The following is a 16,062-nucleotide window of genomic DNA, read 5'->3' as shown; positions in this document are numbered from 1 at the left end:
TGCCCCGACCTTCCTCCGAGTGCGACGTCCGACCACGACATGAGGTGGCGGGCGTCGCGTGGTCCGTGTAACGCCCGACCGTGCCGTGAGTTGAGTCACAAGTCAACACTGCCGAACGGGTGAGATCCCGCGCGGTGTCCTCAGCTGGCGTAAGCGCGCAGCTTCGCGGCCCTCTCGCCCTGGCGCAGCTTGCCCATCACCTCGCGCTCGATCTGCCGCACGCGCTCGCGTGACAGGCCGAAACGCTTGCCGATCTGGTCCAGCGTGCGCGGCTGGCCGTCTTCCAGGCCGTAGCGCAGCCGGATGACCGCCTGCTCGCGCGGTTCCAGCGTGGCGAGCACGCGCCGCAGGTCGTCCTGCAGCAGACCGGAGATGACGGCGCTCTCGGCGTCGGTCGCGTCCGAGTCCTCGATGAAGTCACCGAGCGGAGCGTCCTCCTCCGTGCCGACCGGCATGTCCAGCGATACCGGGTCGCGAGCGTGGTCCAACAGGTCGGCGACCTTCTCCGGCGCGATGCCGGACTCCTTCGCCAGTTCCTCGTTGGTGGCTTCCCTGCCGAGCGACTGGTGAAGGTCGCGCTTGATCCGCGCGAGCTTGTTCACCTGTTCGACGAGGTGAACAGGAAGGCGAATGGTGCGACCCTGATCCGCCATTCCTCGGGTGATCGCTTGACGGATCCACCAGGTGGCGTAGGTCGAGAACTTGAATCCCTTGGTGTAGTCGAACTTCTCCACCGCGCGGATCAGTCCCAGGTTCCCCTCCTGGATCAGATCGAGCAGAGGCATTCCACGACCGGTGTACCTCTTCGCGAGGGAAACCACGAGTCGGAGATTTGCCTTCAGCAGGTGGTCCTTGGCCCTGCGGCCGTCGCGCACCAGTTCGCCGAGCTCCGAACGCCGGGTCGGGGAGAGGCGCTTGGCCGTCTCCATCATGTGCTGCGCGAAGATTCCGGCCTCGATCCGCTTGGCGAGATCGACTTCCTCGTCGGCGGTGAGCAGCGCGGTCTTGCCGATGCCGTTCAGGTAGACTCGAACCAGGTCGGCTGCTGGCCCCTGGGCGTCGAGGTCGTGCTCCCCTGGCGTTGCTGCGTTCGCTTCGACTTCGCGGTCGAAGATCCTCGGGACGGTCATGGATCTCCCTCCCCCTGTCGCGGGCTGGCTTCAGCGTCTGCGGCGCGGCGCTGCGCCCCGTTTGGCGGCGGGCCCGCTCGGGATCCCATCGCTTGCTGGCTGACATCTGGGTAAACGAGCACGTTTCTGAATTCGTTCCCGCCTACCCGATCTGAAGACGTCGCCGCTGTCACAACGGTTGCGCGACTAATCTGAGGATTGCCTGAGAACGATCAGACCTCGACCAACACCGTGAACGGACCGTCGTTCACACTCCGTACCGCCATCATCGCGCCGAAACGTCCTGTTTCCACCCGTGCACCCTTTGTGCGCAACATCGAGACGACCGAGTCGACCAACGGCTCCGCGACCTCCGGCCGGGCGGCCGCCGTCCACGACGGACGGCGACCTTTCCGCACGTCTCCGTAAAGTGTGAATTGGCTCACAATGAGCAAGGGTGCTCCGGTTGTCGCACACGACTGCTCGTCCCGCAGGATCCGCAACTCGTGCAGCTTCCGCGCCATGACGGCCGCCTGCTCCTCGCCGTCGTCGTGGTGGACACCGAGGAGCACCAGCAGCCCCGGCTCGTCGATCTCGCCGACGACCTCGCCCTCCACCACGACACTCGCCTCGGTCACCCGCGCGACCACAGCCTTCACGCCGGCACCAACATGCCGTGCCGGATCAGGTCGCGAACGATCGGCAACGCGGACCGCACGTCGATCTCGCCGTACGCGAACTCCAGCAGCGCCAGCAGGTCCTCCAGCGGCAGCGCGCCGCGGCAACCCGCGAGCAGCTTCGCGGTCGGCTCGTCGACCTCGTGCTGCCAGCCCGGCCCGTCCGTGCGGTGCAGCCTGCGCACGATCGACGCCCAGCCGTCCTCGCTCGCCTGCGAAACCTCTTCCAGCAGCACGCTTTCCGGCACGGTGAAGCGCGTGCCGAGCAGCTCGTCGCCGTGCGCGCGCAGCCACGCGACCCGGTCGAGCCACGCCGCGGCCTCCGGGCCCAGCGGGTCGTCGAACGCGTGCCGCAGGTCCTCGCAGACCACCTCGGCGTGCGCTTCTTCGGTGCGCCGCAACGTCACGTACCCGAAGCCGACGCCCTCGACGTCGTTCTCCGCGAACCAGTCCAGCCACGCGTTGGCCTTCTCGCGCCCTTCGGGACTGCGCGGGTCGACGCCCGCGTCCCGCAGCCACGTCCCCACGTACAGCGCGGGATCCGCGACGTCGCGCTGCACGAACCACGCGTCCACCCCGCCGCGCGGCAGCCAGCCCGACACGCGGTCGGCCCAGTCCTGCCCCTTGACGTGCAGCCACGACGCGAGCAGCTGCCCGACGCCGCCCTCGTTGAGGAACGCCGGCATCTGCCGGATCACCAGCGCGCTCGCGTCGTCACCGCCGAGCCCCGAGTCGCGGTAGACGTAGTCGACGCGCGGCGGCCCGACCACGAACGGCGGGTTGCACACGACCTGGTCGAACCGCCGGTTGCGCACCGGCCCGAACCACTCGCCCTGCCGCAGCTCGACATCGAGCTCGTTGATCCGGAACGTGCCCTCGGCGAGCTTCAGCGCGCGCTCGGACACGTCGGTCGCGGTGATCTTCCGCGCGTGCGTGCTCGCGTACAGCGCCTGGACACCGCACCCGGTGCCGAGGTCGAGCAGCGTGCCGACCGGCCTGCGCGCGGTGGCGCGGGCGAGGCTGATCGACGCGTGGCCGACGCCCAGCACGTGGTCCTCGGGCACCGGGCCGCCCCGCTGGTCGGCATCGAGGTCGGCGATCACCCACCAGTTGTCCTCGTGCGGGCGGATGTCCAGCGCCGCCTTGTCGTCGCGGATGATCTGGGCGGCCTGCTCGTCGCTGAGGTTCAGGACCTTGGCGGCGCCGGGTTCGGTGTCGCCGAGCAGGAAGAGCCGGATGAGCGCGCCGAGGTCACCCGCGTCGCGGCTCGCCCGGCGGGCGGCTTCCGGTTCGTTGCGGCCGAGCGCGGCGTGCGCTTGCGGGCCGAGGGCGTCGACGACGCCGTCCGCGGTGTATCCGGCGGTCAGGAACGCCTCGCGCAGTCGTGCGCACAGGTCGGCGGAAAGATCGGGGTGCACGGACGCAGATGCTTTCACGGCTCGGGTGGGTCCGTGATCGCGAGTTGTCCACAGATCGCCGAACGGCGCCTTGACCTGCGGTTATGTTGGTAGACTGGAGCGGGGACGCCCCCCAGGGTGGGTGGGGGCTGTCAGTTGGGGCTTTTTTGGCGCTGGCGCCGAGGTTCGTCGGGTGGATTCCGAGCACGGTGAGCTGCCTGCTGCCTGCTGCCTGCTGCCTGCTGCCTGCTGCCTGCTGCCTGCTGCCTGCTGCCTGCTGCCTGCTGCCTGCTGCCTGCTGCCTGCTGCCTGCTGCCTGCTGCCTGCTGCCTGCTGCCTGGTGTCGGTGCGGCTGGGGTCGGCAGTGCTAGCGGTTCAAGGTGATCGACAGGGCGATGGCCATCGCCAGGCGTTGTTGCGGGTCGTCGAGCGGCAGGTCGGTCGCCTCGGACATCTTCTGCAGCCGGTACCGCAGCGTGTTGGGGTGCACGTTCAGCTCGCGCGCCGCCGAACGCGCATCCCCTTGTGCCGCAAGCCAGGCGTGCAGGGTGACCGCGTACTGGGTGCCGTGCTCGGCGTCGTGGCGGATCAGGTCGGCCACCGGGCCGCGGGTCGGCAGGCGGCCGCCGTCGGCCTCGGCCGCGAGGCGGCGCAGCAGCACCTTCGCCCACGCCGAGTCGTACACGACCGGGGAGTCGACGGACAGCGCCAGGCACTCGTCGGCCTCCTGGCGCGACGCGGACAGCTGGGCGCAGTCCGCCGGGCCGCCGATGCCGGCCTGCACGACGGCCTCGGCCGGTAGCTCGCGCGCCAGCGAGCGCACCCACTCGACGGCGTCGTCGCCGGACGGGATCACGGTGTAGAGCACGTTGCCGAACAGTGCCGAGCGGCCGGGACGCGACCAGCCGAAACCAGCGGTCGCGCGTTGGAACGCCAGCAGGGCGGCGCCGTGCTCGCCGTGGCCGACGTGCGCCTGCACGGCGATCACGCGCAGGTCGGTGGACGGCAGGCCGAGGCGGGCCAGGGTCGCCGGTGTCGCGGACTCCAGCAGGCTGATCACTAGGTCGGCCTCGGCCTGGCGTTCCAAGTCGGTCGACGCGCGGGCGCGCAGCAGGTGCAGTGCCGCGGTGCGGGCGCCGTCGACCAGTGCCGCGGTGCGGGCGCGGTCGACCGGGCCGTTCACCTCGACCCACACCGAGCCGAGCAGTTCGCGGCCCGCGCGCACGGCCGCGACGAGGCGGTTGCCGAGCTGGGTGGTCAGGCGCGGCACGAAGATCGGTTCGTCGGTCGTCGCCAGGTGGGTGAAGACGCCGAACTCGTCCAGCGCGCGGCGGGCCTCCTCGGGCACGCGCCTGCCCAGGATCGTCTGGATGCGCACCGGGTCGACGTCCTGCTGCCGGTACGAGTAGGCGAGCACGCGCGACTGCTGGTCCTCGATCGTCACCGGGCCGCCGACGACGCCCGCGATCACGTCGGCCAGCGCGAACAGGTCGCCGGTGCGCTGACCGCCCAGCACCAGCGTCTGCGCGACGGACACGAGCTGCGCCCACGGCACCGCGGGATCCACCAACAACACGGCCGCACCGGACTTGCGGGACGCCGCGACGACGCGTTCGTCCAGCGGCGGAGTGCCGTGCAGGACAACGGCCGCGGCCGACGTCGTGGAGACCAGACGGACCGCCGCGGCGACGGACGGGGTGCCCAGGCCGAGCAGCACGTCGTCCGACGCGGCCTGGGACTGCTCAGCCGGATCGTGCAGCGCGACGCCGCGCAGCTCGACGTCCCGGCCGCGCGGCGCGCAGCTCAGGTGCGTGCCCAGGCTGCCGAGCACGTCCACCAGCCGATCAAGCGCGACCACCAGCGGATGTTATCCGCCAACCTGGTGCTCCGAGCGTCACTCGGAAGTGGGAGGATGAACGCGTGGGAGGTGGTGTCGTGAGCAGTCCTGACCGGAACGACACCCCGGTGTTGATCACCGAGGCCGCGCCGAGCTACGAAGAGCAGCACGCGGCCAGGCGGCGCAAGTACGCGATCATGATGAGCCTGCGGTTCCCCTGCCTGATCCTGGCGGCGCTGTTCGCGCACACCTGGTGGCTCGCGCTCGGGTTCATCGTGCTGTCCGTGCCGTTGCCGTGGATGGCCGTGCTGATCGCGAACGACCGGCCGCCGCGCAAGGCCGAGAAGGCCAGCCGCTACGAGGCCGAACGCGTCGCGCTCGAACGCAAGAACCCCACGATCATCGACGGGTAACGCGCCATAACGCAGCGGATATCACCGATGGTGTCCGCCGTGCGGCCGCACTTACGTTTCTTTCGTTCCCCAGTGGAATTCGGAGGAGACGATGAAGAAGATCGTGCTGGCCGCACTGGTGCTGGCAGCCCTGCTGGGATCCGCGGCGACACCCGCGGTCGCCGCCGCGGACCCGTGCAGGCACTGCGGCATCACCTGAGGTGCACCTGCCGAGGCGGCTGCGCACCGACGACGCTCACCGCTCGCGCCGCCGCGCGCACACCGCCGAGCAGGGCGTCCCGCTTCGACCCGCCGCCTGCCCACGCCGCGAGGAAGCCCGCGTCGAACGCGTCACCGGCGCCGGTCGAGTCCACGCACGTCGCGGGCTCGGCGGGCACCGAGACGAGGTCGTCGCGGTCCACCCACGACGCGCCGTCCGGCCCTGACGTCAGCACGACCGCGCCGACGTCGTCGAGCAGCGACTTCGCCGCCGACGGCTCGGACGACCCCGTCAGCGCGTGCAGCTCGTCCGCGTTCGGCAGCAGGAAGTCGACGCCGCGGACGTCGTCGAGGAACGCGGCGGGGGAGTGGATCAGCGCGGCCGCCTGCGGGTCGACCGACGTCGTCAGGCCCGCCTCCTTCGCGGCCGCCAGCACGGCCAGCCCGGCGGGCCGGGACGTGGCGTCCAGCAGCACGTAGCCGGACAGGTGCAGGTGGCCGGCGTCGGCGAGCAGGCCGGGGTCGAGGTCGTCGGGCGAGAACCGGGCATTCGCGCCGCGATCCGGCAGCATGCTGCGCTGACCGTTCTCGTCGACGAGGACCACCACGCAACATGTCGACAGTTGACTGTCGACAGCGAACGCGCACCGCACACCCACCGACGTCAGCTCCGCATGCACCTGACGGCCGGCGGAGTCGGCGCCGACGCGCGCGACGAGCACCGTCGGCGCGCCGCACTCCGTGAGCCACGCGGCCGTGTTCGCGCCCGCGCCTCCGGGCTCGATGGTGACCTTCGCGCGCGCGTCACCGCCGTGCACGATCGGCTCGCTGTGCCGAGCGACGACGTCGAGTCCCGCGTCGCCGACGACGACGATGTTCTTTCCGGGGTTCTTCACCTGGCCAGCTCCACGGCCACCTCGGCGGCCAGCTGCGCGTTGTTGACGACGAGCTCCTCGTTCGCGTCGAGGCTCACGCCGCCGCTCGCGGTGTGGAAATGCTCCAGCAGCACCGGCGTGACGTCCTTGCCGTGCACGTTGCGGGTCCTGAGCAGTTCCAGCCCCTCGGCGAGCAGCCGGTCGTGCAGCTCGGCGTCCATCTCGAACGCGTGCGGGATCGGGTTGGCGAGCAACATGCCCGAGTCGCCGTTCGCGAACACCGCCGCCGCCTGCTTCGGGTCGTCGACCCGCCACGGCACCTCGAACTCGGACTCGCGCCGGTAGAACGCGGGGAACCGGTCGACCTGGTAGCCGACGACCGGCACGGAGAGCGTCTCCAGCACCTCGAGCGTCGCACCCATGTCGAGGATCGACTTCACGCCGGAGCACACGATCAGCACCGGCGTCCGCGCGATGACGTCCAGGTCGGCCGACACGTCCCAGGTCTCGCTCGCACCCCGGTGCACGCCACCGAGGCCGCCGGTCGCGAACACCCGCACACCCGCGGCGTGCGCGAGGGCGGCCGTGCTGGCGACGGTCGTCGCACCGCTGCGGCCCAGCGCGTACGCCGCGCCCAGATCGCGCTTCGACAGCTTCAGCAGGTCATCGGAGCACACCCGGTCCAGCTGCTGGTCGGTGAGCCCGACGTGCGGGACGCCGTCGAGCACGGCGATGGTCGCGGGCACCGCCCCCGCCGCGCGCACCACGGTCTCCAGCCGGACGCCCACCTCGCGGTTGCGCGGCGCGGGCAGCCCGTGCGACAGGATCGTGCTCTCCAGCGCCACGACCGGCCGGTTCCCGGCCAGTGCGTCGCGGACTTCCTCGGCGATGTGCAGCGTCGTCACGAGGGACCATCATCCCAGGTACGCTTGGCCGGTGAGCACGCAGACTCTCCCCGAGGTCGACGTACGCCCGGAGGGCACCGACCAGACCGGGGACGACACCCCGAAGATGTTCCACTACGTGCGCAAGGCGAAGATCGCCGAGAGCGCCGTCATGGGAACCCACGTGGTCGCGCTGTGCGGCGAGGTCTTCCCGGTGACGAAGTCGCCGAAGCCCGGTTCGCCGGTGTGCCCCGACTGCCAGAAGATCTACGAGGGCCTGCCCGGCGGTGGCGACGGCGGCGAGTAGTCCCGCCCGCGACAACAACTTCACCCGCCCACGGCACCCGAACAGGTGCCGTGGGCGTTCGTGCGCCTGGGGCGGTGTCAACTCGGCCGGAAGAACGCCCTGATACGCCGTATCCTCCGATACGAAGTATCGTGCCATGCGATGTACCGTCAGCGGCATGGTGGTGTGGGAGCGGCCGGAGCCGCCGAGTCGACCGGTGCTGGCCCAGCTGAGCCGGGAGCGGATCGTGCGAGCGGCGATCGGGCTGGCCGACGCGGACGGCCTGGAGGCGGTGTCGCTGCGCAAGATCGCCGCCGTGCTGGACGTCGGACCGATGCGGCTGTACGGCTACATCGCCACCAAGGACGAGTTGCTCGACCTGATGGTCGATGCGGTCTACGCCGAGATCCGGCCGGCTGGAGACGGTTGGCGAGAGGTGCTGCGCTCCCTTGCCGAAACCACCCGGAAGGCCGTTCACCAGCACGAATGGCTCGCCGACCTGATCGGTGGGCGGCCCCAGCTCGGGCCGCACGCCCTGGCGAGGGGCGAGGCCGTGATGGCCGCACTGGACGGTGTCGACGTGGACGCGGTCATGCCGGTGGTCGCCGCGGTCGACGCGTACGTGATCGGCGCGGTGCGCCGGGAGATCGCCGAGCGGCGCGCCGAGCGGGCCACCGGGATGGACGAGCAGCAGTGGCAGGTCGCCTTCGAGCCTTATCTGCAGCGGACCTTCGCCACCGGCCGATTCCCCGCGCTGGCCGCGGTCGTGCGCGACGGTGCCCACCTGGACGCGGACCAGACCTTCCAGGCCGGCCTCGCCTTCCTCCTCGACGGCATCGAGGCCCACGTGCGGCGACACGCCGACAACTGACGAAGGGGTGGCCACCGGACCGGTGACCACCCCTTCTGCCGGGTGAGATCAGCTGACCGGACCGCCGCTGAACCTCAGTGGGTTGATCGGGTCAGCGGGGATGATGGCGCTGAACAGGTGCCGCGACCCGGTCGTCTGCACCGCGGCCAGCGTCAGCGAGCCGTCCCAGCGGTTGGTCCTCATGCTGGTCGGGTCGGTGAACTGGACGTTCTCCGCGTCGGCGCTGACCAGCTGCCACGGGTGGAACGAGCTGTTGTCCGTCCCGTACGAGGTCGTGGCGTACACCTTGCCGGAGTTGGCCGTGACCGAGACCGCGAACGAGCCGTTCGGCAGCAGCTGCGCGTCGAGCTGGGCGCCCTCCACACCGGCCGTGCCGGGTACCGGGTGCAGGAAGGTCCAGCTGTTCTCGAAGCCGGTCTGGTCCGGCTTCTCCCGCAGCACCGCGGCCCACAGACCGTTCGAGCCGCTCTTGTGGCCGACGTCGAAGAGCACCATGCGGTTCTGCGAGTCCGCGACCAGCTTCGCGTTCTTGCCGGCGATGTGCGGCAGATAACCCTGCCGCGACGGGTACAGGCCCGGCGAGTGCCGGTACCACTCGTACTGGCCCGACTTGGTCAGCGCGACGACCACCGTGCCGCCACCCCTGGAGGCCGCGGTCGGGGTGCCGACGACGTCGCTGAACCCGACCGGCCGCCACGCCAGGAACTGGCCGTCCGGCTGCTGCTCGCGGTACTGCAGCGTCGCCGGAGCCGTCGGGCTGTAGCTGCGGCCGCTCGTGGAGTACACGATCAGCGTGCCGTTCGTCCGCCGCACGATCGACGGCGCCGTCTCCATCCCGCCGCGCAGCGAGCGGACGCCCTGCCACTGCCCGTTCGACAGCGTCCTGAGCTCGACGTCACCGGTGCCGAACTTCGTGGCACCGAACAACTCCGCGTCACCGTTGACGACCTCGCGGGAGATGCCCGCGTACTTGCCGCCGACGTTGCCGTGCACCCAGCCGTGGGAGGTCTCGTACAGCTCGGTGACCTCGTTGTCCGAGTGGACGTTCACCAGCCGGCGGCCACCCGACGCGGGTTGCACGATCGCGGTCGGCATGGCGTTCTGGTCCTGCACGACGGGGTTGGTCGGCTGCCACAAACCCGTCACCGAGCAGTCCGTGGTGATCGCCGTGACGTCGACGTCGGTGCCCCAGCCCGAGCCGATCACCCGGCCGGTCGCGTGCTCCCAGCCGAGCTTCACGCCGGTCTCGGCGAACCGGTTCCACAGCAGCTGACCGGTGTCGAGGCTGACCGCGTAGTAGATGTCCCCACCGGCGGAGAGCAGCCGCTTGGTGCCGGACCACGTGTTCTCGGCGAACCCGTGGTGCACGACGAACCGCTCGAGCCCGCGGTGGTACCGGTAGCGGTGCAGCTCGCCGGTGGCGCTCTCGCGGAACTGCAGGCCGCCCGAGCCGCTCGCGGTGATCGCGTTGTACTTGTACAGGCCGCGGTCCAGCGTCTGCCCGCTGCCCGGCGCCCACTGGCGGGTGCCCTCGTCGTACTGCCACCAGCGCAGCAGGTCGTCTTCCAGGGTGTAGATCGAGCCGTCGGCGTCCACCGTGATCTTGTCCCGGTTGCCCTGCTCGACGAACTTCTGCCAGCCCGAGCCGATCGCCTCGTACTGCCGGCCGTTCGGGAACACGTCCCAGCCGGTGCCGTTGTAGCGCAGCCTGCGCAGCTCACCACCGGTGGTGATGTTGTAGACGCGGCCGTCGGTGCCCGCGAACGTCTTGCCGCCCCAGCCGTTGCCGATGTGCTTGGCGCCTGCCCAGCTGTACTCACCGGTGTTCGGGGCGGCGTGCTCGTACAGCCACAGGTCGCCGTCCGCCTGCATGGTGAAGATGCGCGCGGTCGGCGTGCACCTCGTGTCCGCCGACGCGGTACCTGCGCCTGCGGACAACGCCGTCGCCGTCGTCGCGGTCAGCACCGCGGCGAGGCAGACCGATCTCAGCTTCGTGCTCAAGCGATGACCCCCAGGTGTCGTGTGGAAAACGTGCGCGCGGTCAGTTGATCTGACCGCCGGTGAACTGCAGCGTCGGTGACGGCTCCGCGGGGACGGGCGCGGTCCACAGCCAGTGGGCGCTGTAGTCGGTCCTCGAGGCGAGCGCGAGCTCACCCGTCCGCGTCAGCGCCAGGGTCGTCGGCCAGATGAACCCGCCGGTGTCCGGGCTGACCTGCTGCCACGGGTGGAACTGGGTGCTTCCGGGCGCGACGGAGGTCGTCACGAACACCCTGGAGTTCTGGCTGAGCAGGGACATCGCGATGGTGCCGTTCGGCAGCAGCAACGCGTCGAGGTGGTTGTACGCGCCGCCGTTGCCGATGTCGCTCTCGATGATCTGCCAGCTGTCCTCGAAGCCGGAGCGGTCCGCCTTCTCCCGCAGCACAGCCGGTCGCAGGACCCCGTTCACGTCCTTGAGGCCGAAGGCGAGGATGCCGCCCTTGCCGTCACCGGTGAACGTGACGCCCCGGTCGCTCTTGGGGAAGGTGCCCATCCGCACCGGGGTGCTCCCAGGCGTGTGCCGGAACCAGTCCTGCTGACCGGTGCCGTGGATGTCCATCACGATGGTGGTCACGTCGCCTCGGGTGAACACGACCGGCTTGCCGGTGTAGATCGACGAGCGGTCGCCGAACGGCCGCCACGACGCGAACTCGCCGTTGGGCAGCTGCTCGCGCACGTACACGTGGCCGCGCGTCTGGTCGTGGAAGTCGCTCGCGCCGTACACGGCGAGCGTGTTGTTGGACCTGTGCGTCACGGTAGGTGCCCAGTCCATCCCGCCCCGGAGGCCCGTCCTCTGCCACTGACCGCCCCGCAGGGTGTGCAGCTCGACCTCGCCGAACGAGACGTTCGTCGCCGCGACGACCGCGGTGCCCGCGCCGTCCACGGTCACCGGGCGCGAGATGCCGACGTACTTCCCGGCGATGGTGTCGGTGGCCCAGCCCGAGCCGGTCGAGTGCGTATCGGTGATCTTGTTGTCCGCGACGCTGTTCACCAGGTGCGTGCCGCCCCCTTCCGGGGTCAGGATCGCGGTGGCGTGCACGCGTTCGTCCCTGGGGGCGTACGGCGACTCCTCGAGGCCGGTCACCGTGCAGTCGGTCGTGGTCGCGGTGATGTCGACGTCCGTGCCCCAGTCCGTGCCGATCACCGAGCCGGTCGAGGTCCGCCAGTTGCTGACGTCCTCCTCCGCGAACCGGTTCCACAGCAGCTGACCCGTGTCGGGCCGCACGGCGTAGTACACGTCGCCGCCCGCCGAGAAGAACTTGTCGTAGCCGCGCCACCGGGTGGCGGGGATGACGTCGTAGGCCTGGAAGAGCTGGTCGAATCCCTGGTGGCGGAACCGGTGCAGCGCGCCGGAGCTGTCACGGGCCTGCAGGCCGCCCTTGCCGCTGGCGGTGACGGCGTCGAACCGGCCCCAGCCCACGTCGAGGATCCCGCCGCTGCCAGGAGCCCACGCCCGCGTCTCCTCGTTGAAGAACCACCAGCGCAGCTGGTCGCCTTCGAGCGTGTAGATCCGGCCGGTGGCGTCCACGGTGATCTTGCCGCGCTCGGTGAGGTACCGCTGCCAGCCGCTGCCGATCGTCTCGTACTGGACGCCGCCGGGGAACGTGTCCCACCCGGTGCCGTTGTAGCGGAGCCTGCGCAGGTCGCCCCACGTGGTGATGTTGTAGATCCGGCCGTCGGCTCCCGCGAACGTCTTGCCGCCCCAGCCGTTGCCGATGTGCTTGGCGCCCGCCCAGCTGCCCGAGCCGTTGACCGGATCGGCGTGCTGGTACAGCCACAGGTCGCCGTCGGCCTGCATCGTGAAGATGTTCGCGACCGGCTTGCACGTCGTGGTGACGGCGGCCGCCGCGGTGCCCGCGCCGGCCGTCAGCGCCGTGATCGTCGTCGCCGTCACGGCCGCGGCGAGGCACAGCGACCTCAGTCTCGTGCTCAAGAGTTCAACCCCCAGGTTGAGCGAGATGTCGGGACAAGCATACGAACCGGGTCCGACAAACTCCGCGTAGCCTGACAATCGTGACGGGCGATGAGCGGCGTTCACTCGAAGTTCCCGCAGATGAGGTGGCGGGCACGCTCGCCGCGCGCCGCGAACTCGGACCTGACTCGGAGGACGCGGTGATCGCCGCCTTCCTCGACCGCGCGGGCCACGCCATCGACCGGCGGGTCGAGGAACGGCTCACCGTCGCGCCCGTCGAGCGAGCTGATGACGACCGCGCGTCGCGCAAGGACGCCATGAAGGTCGCGCTCGGCTCCATCGCGCTCGGGTTCCCGATCACCGGCGTGGCGACTCAGTTCCCCGAGGGCGGTCCCTGGGTGGCGATCGCGGCGTGGATCGGCATCGCGTCGGTCAACGCGGCCTTCAACCAGCGCCACCGCCGCTAGCGGGCTCCTCGGACTTCTCGATCTTCTCCGTCTGCTGCTCCGCCTGCGGGGCGGGCTGGATCTTCAACGGTGCGGTGAGCTGCGTGTCCGCCGGTGACGGCGCGGTGTACGCGGGCGTCGGCCCGCCGTTCTTCTCCAGGCGGATCCGCTCGGCCGCGCGCTCCATCTCCAGCCGCCGCCACCTGCGCCGCTGCCGCTTGGTCATCCGCGCGGGCCACATGTCCTGGATGGCGCTGTTGAAGTACGCGCCGATCACGATCGCCAGCCCGATGAAGAACACGAACAGCAGGAACGCGATCGGTGTCGCCAGCGCGCCGTAGGTGTAGCCGGTGGTGGTGATCCACTGGATGTACAGGCGCAGCCCGATCGACGACAGCAGGAACACCGCCATCGCGAGCACCGCGCCCGGCACGCCGCGGTGCCACGGGAGCTTCCGCGGCAGGGCGAGCTTGTAGAGGGTCGCCAGCGCGATCACGAGGATCAGCCCGACGCCGGGGTAGTAGAACCGGCCCACCCAGGTCGCGATGAACGGCTGCCACCCCTCGGGGAAGAACCGGGGGATCAGGTCCGGGCCCAGCGCCAGCACGGGCAGGCCGACGACCAGGATCACCAGCGACACCATGTACAGGCCGAGCGCGAACAGCCGCTGCCACAGCTCGTTGCGCACGCCGTACTGGCCGTGCGCCACGGTGATCGCGTCGACGAACGACGACATCGCCGACGAGCCCGCCCACAGCGAGATCAGGAAACCCACGGAGACGATCTCGCCCTTGCCGGTGCTGAGTATCTCCACCACGGTCGGCTCGATCACGCCGGACACCACGTCCTGGCTGAAGATCGTCCGGCTGAACTCGACGATCTTCTCCCGGACACCGTTGACCACCTCGGCGCCGAACCAGTCGCCGAGCCAGCCCATCGCGCCAAGCACTCCGAGTAGAAGTGGTGGAAAAGACAGCGTCTGCCAGAACGCCGCCTCGGCGGCTTCTGAGAAGATGTTGCCCTGCCACGCCTTGGACAGCGTGCGCGCCACTAGACGCAGCGGCCCCTTGGGGGCCTGGCTGCGTGTGCTGTTGTCGTTAGGCGAGCCCATCGCAAGGTCAAGCATGGTGCATGGCGGGCGGTTTCGCGGCATCGACGCTCGCAACGGGTAGGCTCCAGTTGCCCTCGGCAACGGCCTGCCTGAGGGCATTCGCATGCCCTACCAGCGCAAACAGAGGGGAACGGATTGGCTGCGACAGTTCAGGTCGCCACTCGTCCGCTACGGGCTTGGCAGCGCAGGGCGCTGACCAAGTACCTGGCGGCGAAGCCCAGGGACTTCCTGGCGGTCGCCACGCCGGGCGCGGGCAAGACGACGTTCGGACTGCGGGTCGCGGCCGAGCTCCTCGCCGACCGCACGATCGAGACCATCACGATCGTCACGCCCACCGAGCACCTCAAGCACCAGTGGGCGACGGCCGCGGCCGAGGCGGGCATCGCGATCGACTCGAACTTCCGCAACACCAACGCGGTCACCTCCCGCGACTACCACGGTGTCGCCGTCACGTACGCGCAGGTCGCGGCGCACCCGACGTTGCACCGCGTCCGCACCGAGAACCGCAAGACGCTCGTCCTGCTCGACGAGATCCACCACGGTGGTGATGCCAAGTCGTGGGGTGATGCGATCCGCGAGGCGTTCGCGCCCGCGGTCCGCAGGCTCTCGCTGACGGGAACCCCGTTCCGGTCGGACGACTCGCAGATCCCGTTCGTCACCTACGAGCCCGACGCGTCCGGGTTCCAGAAGTCGAAGGCAGATCACTCGTACGGGTACTCCGACGCACTGCGCGACGGCGTCGTCCGTCCGGTGCTGTTCATGGCGTACTCCGGTGAGGCGTCGTGGCGGACCAGTGCGGGCGAGGAGTTCAGCGCGCGGCTCGGCGAGCCGCTGACCCAGGAGCAGACGGCCCGCGCCTGGCGCACCGCGCTCGACCCGACCGGCGACTGGATGGCGTCCGTCCTGCGCGCCGCCGACCAGCGGCTCACGCAGAAGCGCCAGAACGGCATCCCCGACGCGGGCGGGCTGGTGATCGCGACCGACCAGGAGACCGCCAAGGCGTACGCGGTGGTGCTCAAGCGGGTCACCGGGCACGACGCGACCGTCGTGCTGTCGGACGACCCCAAGGCGTCCGGGCGCATCGCAGAGTTCGCGGCGACCGACGAGCGCTGGATGATCGCCGTCCGCATGGTGTCCGAGGGCGTCGACGTGCCTCGGCTGGCCGTCGGTGTCTACGCGACGTCGTCGTCCACGCCGTTGTTCTTCGCGCAGGCCATCGGGCGGTTCGTGCGCGCCAGGAAGCCGGGGGAGACCGCATCGGTCTTCCTGCCGTCGGTGCCGGTGCTGTTGCAGCTCGCCGCCGAGCTGGAGCAGCAGCGCGACCACGTGCTCGGCAAGCCGCACCGGGAGAAGGACGGCTGGGACGACGACCTGCTCGCCGACGCCAACCGGACCAAGGACGAGGAAGGCGAGGAGGAGAAGGCGTTCACCGCGCTCGGTGCCTCCGCCGAGCTCGACCAGGTGATCTACGACGGATCCTCGTTCGGGACGGCCGCCTTTCACGGGTCCGAGGAGGAGCAGGAGTACCTCGGGTTGCCTGGGCTGCTGGAGCCCGAGCAGGTGCGGCAGCTGTTGCGGCAGCGGCAGGACGCTCAGCTCGCCAAGCCTCGGGGTGAGTCGAAGTCGCCGCTCGCTCCCAAGCAGGCCCGGCCGTTGGGGGTGCAGGAGCGGCTCGCTGCTCTGCGCAAGGAGCTCAACTCGCTCGTCGCCATGCACCACCACCGGACCAAGAAGCCGCACGGCAAGATCCACAACCAGTTGCGCGAGTACTGCGGTGGGCCTCCCACCGCGATGGCCAGCATCGAGCAGCTCGAGGAGCGGATCGCCACGCTCCGCTCCTGGTAGCCGGTCCGCGCCTCGTTGAACAATCCCCCGATCCCTTCGTGGGATTGCTCAACAATCACACGATCTGATCGCTGGATTGTTCAACAAGCAGGCGATCTGGTTGTGGGATTGTTCAACAATACGGCGATCTCACTGTTGAATTGCTCAACGATCCGACGATTCTG

The 16,062-nt window shown here is 70.0% G+C and carries 14 protein-coding genes; 5 read left to right on the top strand and 9 right to left on the bottom strand.

Annotated features, from left to right (window positions below):
- Positions 1 to 140: 140 nt before the first annotated feature.
- From FKR81_RS25440 to FKR81_RS25420, 4 genes are all read right to left on the bottom strand, one after another.
- Positions 141 to 1,130, bottom strand: coding sequence for a sigma-70 family RNA polymerase sigma factor (locus FKR81_RS25440; RefSeq protein WP_146355160.1), 990 nt, complete (start codon positions 1,128 to 1,130; stop codon positions 141 to 143).
- A 212-nt stretch (positions 1,131 to 1,342) separates the two neighbouring features.
- Positions 1,343 to 1,768, bottom strand: coding sequence for a D-aminoacyl-tRNA deacylase (gene dtd / locus FKR81_RS25435; protein ID WP_146355158.1), 426 nt, complete (start codon positions 1,766 to 1,768; stop codon positions 1,343 to 1,345).
- Positions 1,765 to 3,204, bottom strand: a complete 1,440-nt coding sequence (locus tag FKR81_RS25430; protein WP_146355156.1) for a DUF7782 domain-containing protein — start codon at positions 3,202 to 3,204, stop codon at positions 1,765 to 1,767. The genes dtd and FKR81_RS25430 overlap by 4 nt, the downstream gene beginning before the upstream one ends.
- A 346-nt stretch (positions 3,205 to 3,550) precedes the next feature.
- Positions 3,551 to 5,041 carry a PucR family transcriptional regulator gene (locus FKR81_RS25420; protein ID WP_146355152.1) on the bottom strand — a complete coding sequence of 497 codons (1,491 nt, stop codon included), beginning with the start codon at positions 5,039 to 5,041 and terminating at the stop codon, positions 3,551 to 3,553.
- A 77-nt stretch (positions 5,042 to 5,118) separates the two neighbouring features.
- On the opposite strand from FKR81_RS25420, the gene FKR81_RS25415 reads away from it, so the two are divergent.
- On the top strand, positions 5,119 to 5,433 hold the full coding sequence (locus tag FKR81_RS25415; protein ID WP_146355150.1) for a DUF3099 domain-containing protein: 315 nt from the start codon (positions 5,119 to 5,121) through the stop codon (positions 5,431 to 5,433).
- Positions 5,434 to 5,624: 191 nt separating this feature from the next.
- Here FKR81_RS25415 and FKR81_RS25410 read toward each other — a convergent pair whose 3' ends face one another.
- Both FKR81_RS25410 and FKR81_RS25405 read right to left on the bottom strand, forming a co-directional pair.
- A complete protein-coding gene (locus FKR81_RS25410) occupies positions 5,625 to 6,527 on the bottom strand; it encodes a carbohydrate kinase family protein (protein WP_235921759.1) in 903 nt (300 codons plus the stop codon).
- Positions 6,524 to 7,411, bottom strand: a complete 888-nt coding sequence (locus FKR81_RS25405; protein ID WP_146355148.1) for a pseudouridine-5'-phosphate glycosidase — start codon at positions 7,409 to 7,411, stop codon at positions 6,524 to 6,526. Before FKR81_RS25405 ends, FKR81_RS25410 begins: the two co-directional genes overlap by 4 nt.
- Positions 7,412 to 7,442: 31 nt before the next feature.
- On the opposite strand from FKR81_RS25405, the gene FKR81_RS25400 reads away from it, so the two are divergent.
- Together FKR81_RS25400 and FKR81_RS25395 are read left to right on the top strand one after the other, a co-directional pair.
- A complete protein-coding gene (locus FKR81_RS25400; protein ID WP_146355146.1) occupies positions 7,443 to 7,697 on the top strand; it encodes a DUF3039 domain-containing protein in 255 nt (84 codons plus the stop codon).
- Positions 7,698 to 7,854: 157 nt separating this feature from the next.
- Complete coding sequence (locus FKR81_RS25395) at positions 7,855 to 8,547, top strand: TetR/AcrR family transcriptional regulator (protein WP_146355144.1); 693 nt, start codon at positions 7,855 to 7,857, stop codon at positions 8,545 to 8,547.
- A gap of 48 nt (positions 8,548 to 8,595) precedes the next feature.
- On the opposite strand, the gene FKR81_RS25390 is transcribed toward FKR81_RS25395, so the two are convergent.
- Together FKR81_RS25390 and FKR81_RS25385 are read right to left on the bottom strand one after the other, a co-directional pair.
- The gene (locus FKR81_RS25390; protein WP_146355142.1) at positions 8,596 to 10,548 is read right to left on the bottom strand and encodes a tachylectin-related carbohydrate-binding protein; all 1,953 of its coding nucleotides are present in this window, start codon (positions 10,546 to 10,548) and stop codon (positions 8,596 to 8,598) included.
- Between the two features lie 40 nt (positions 10,549 to 10,588).
- The gene (locus FKR81_RS25385) at positions 10,589 to 12,517 is read right to left on the bottom strand and encodes a tachylectin-related carbohydrate-binding protein (RefSeq protein WP_146355140.1); all 1,929 of its coding nucleotides are present in this window, start codon (positions 12,515 to 12,517) and stop codon (positions 10,589 to 10,591) included.
- A gap of 80 nt (positions 12,518 to 12,597) precedes the next feature.
- On the opposite strand from FKR81_RS25385, the gene FKR81_RS25380 reads away from it, so the two are divergent.
- On the top strand, positions 12,598 to 12,963 hold the full coding sequence (locus FKR81_RS25380; protein WP_146355138.1) for a hypothetical protein: 366 nt from the start codon (positions 12,598 to 12,600) through the stop codon (positions 12,961 to 12,963).
- Here the strand turns inward: FKR81_RS25380 and FKR81_RS25375 are convergent.
- On the bottom strand, positions 12,941 to 14,053 hold the full coding sequence (locus FKR81_RS25375; protein WP_407936552.1) for a YihY/virulence factor BrkB family protein: 1,113 nt from the start codon (positions 14,051 to 14,053) through the stop codon (positions 12,941 to 12,943). The two genes, FKR81_RS25380 and FKR81_RS25375, sit on opposite strands and share 23 nt — an antisense overlap.
- A 135-nt stretch (positions 14,054 to 14,188) precedes the next feature.
- On the opposite strand from FKR81_RS25375, the gene FKR81_RS25370 reads away from it, so the two are divergent.
- Positions 14,189 to 15,898: a DEAD/DEAH box helicase gene (locus FKR81_RS25370; RefSeq protein ID WP_146355134.1), complete on the top strand. Its 1,710-nt coding sequence runs from the start codon at positions 14,189 to 14,191 to the stop codon at positions 15,896 to 15,898.
- Positions 15,899 to 16,062 lie beyond the last annotated feature (164 nt).

Origin of the sequence: Lentzea tibetensis (assembly GCF_007845675.1) — a bacterium.
GTDB classification, from domain to species: Bacteria; Actinomycetota; Actinomycetes; order Mycobacteriales; family Pseudonocardiaceae; genus Lentzea; species Lentzea tibetensis.
The sequence above is the reverse complement of the archived record's forward strand: the minus strand, read 5'-3'. Positions and strand labels throughout refer to the sequence as shown.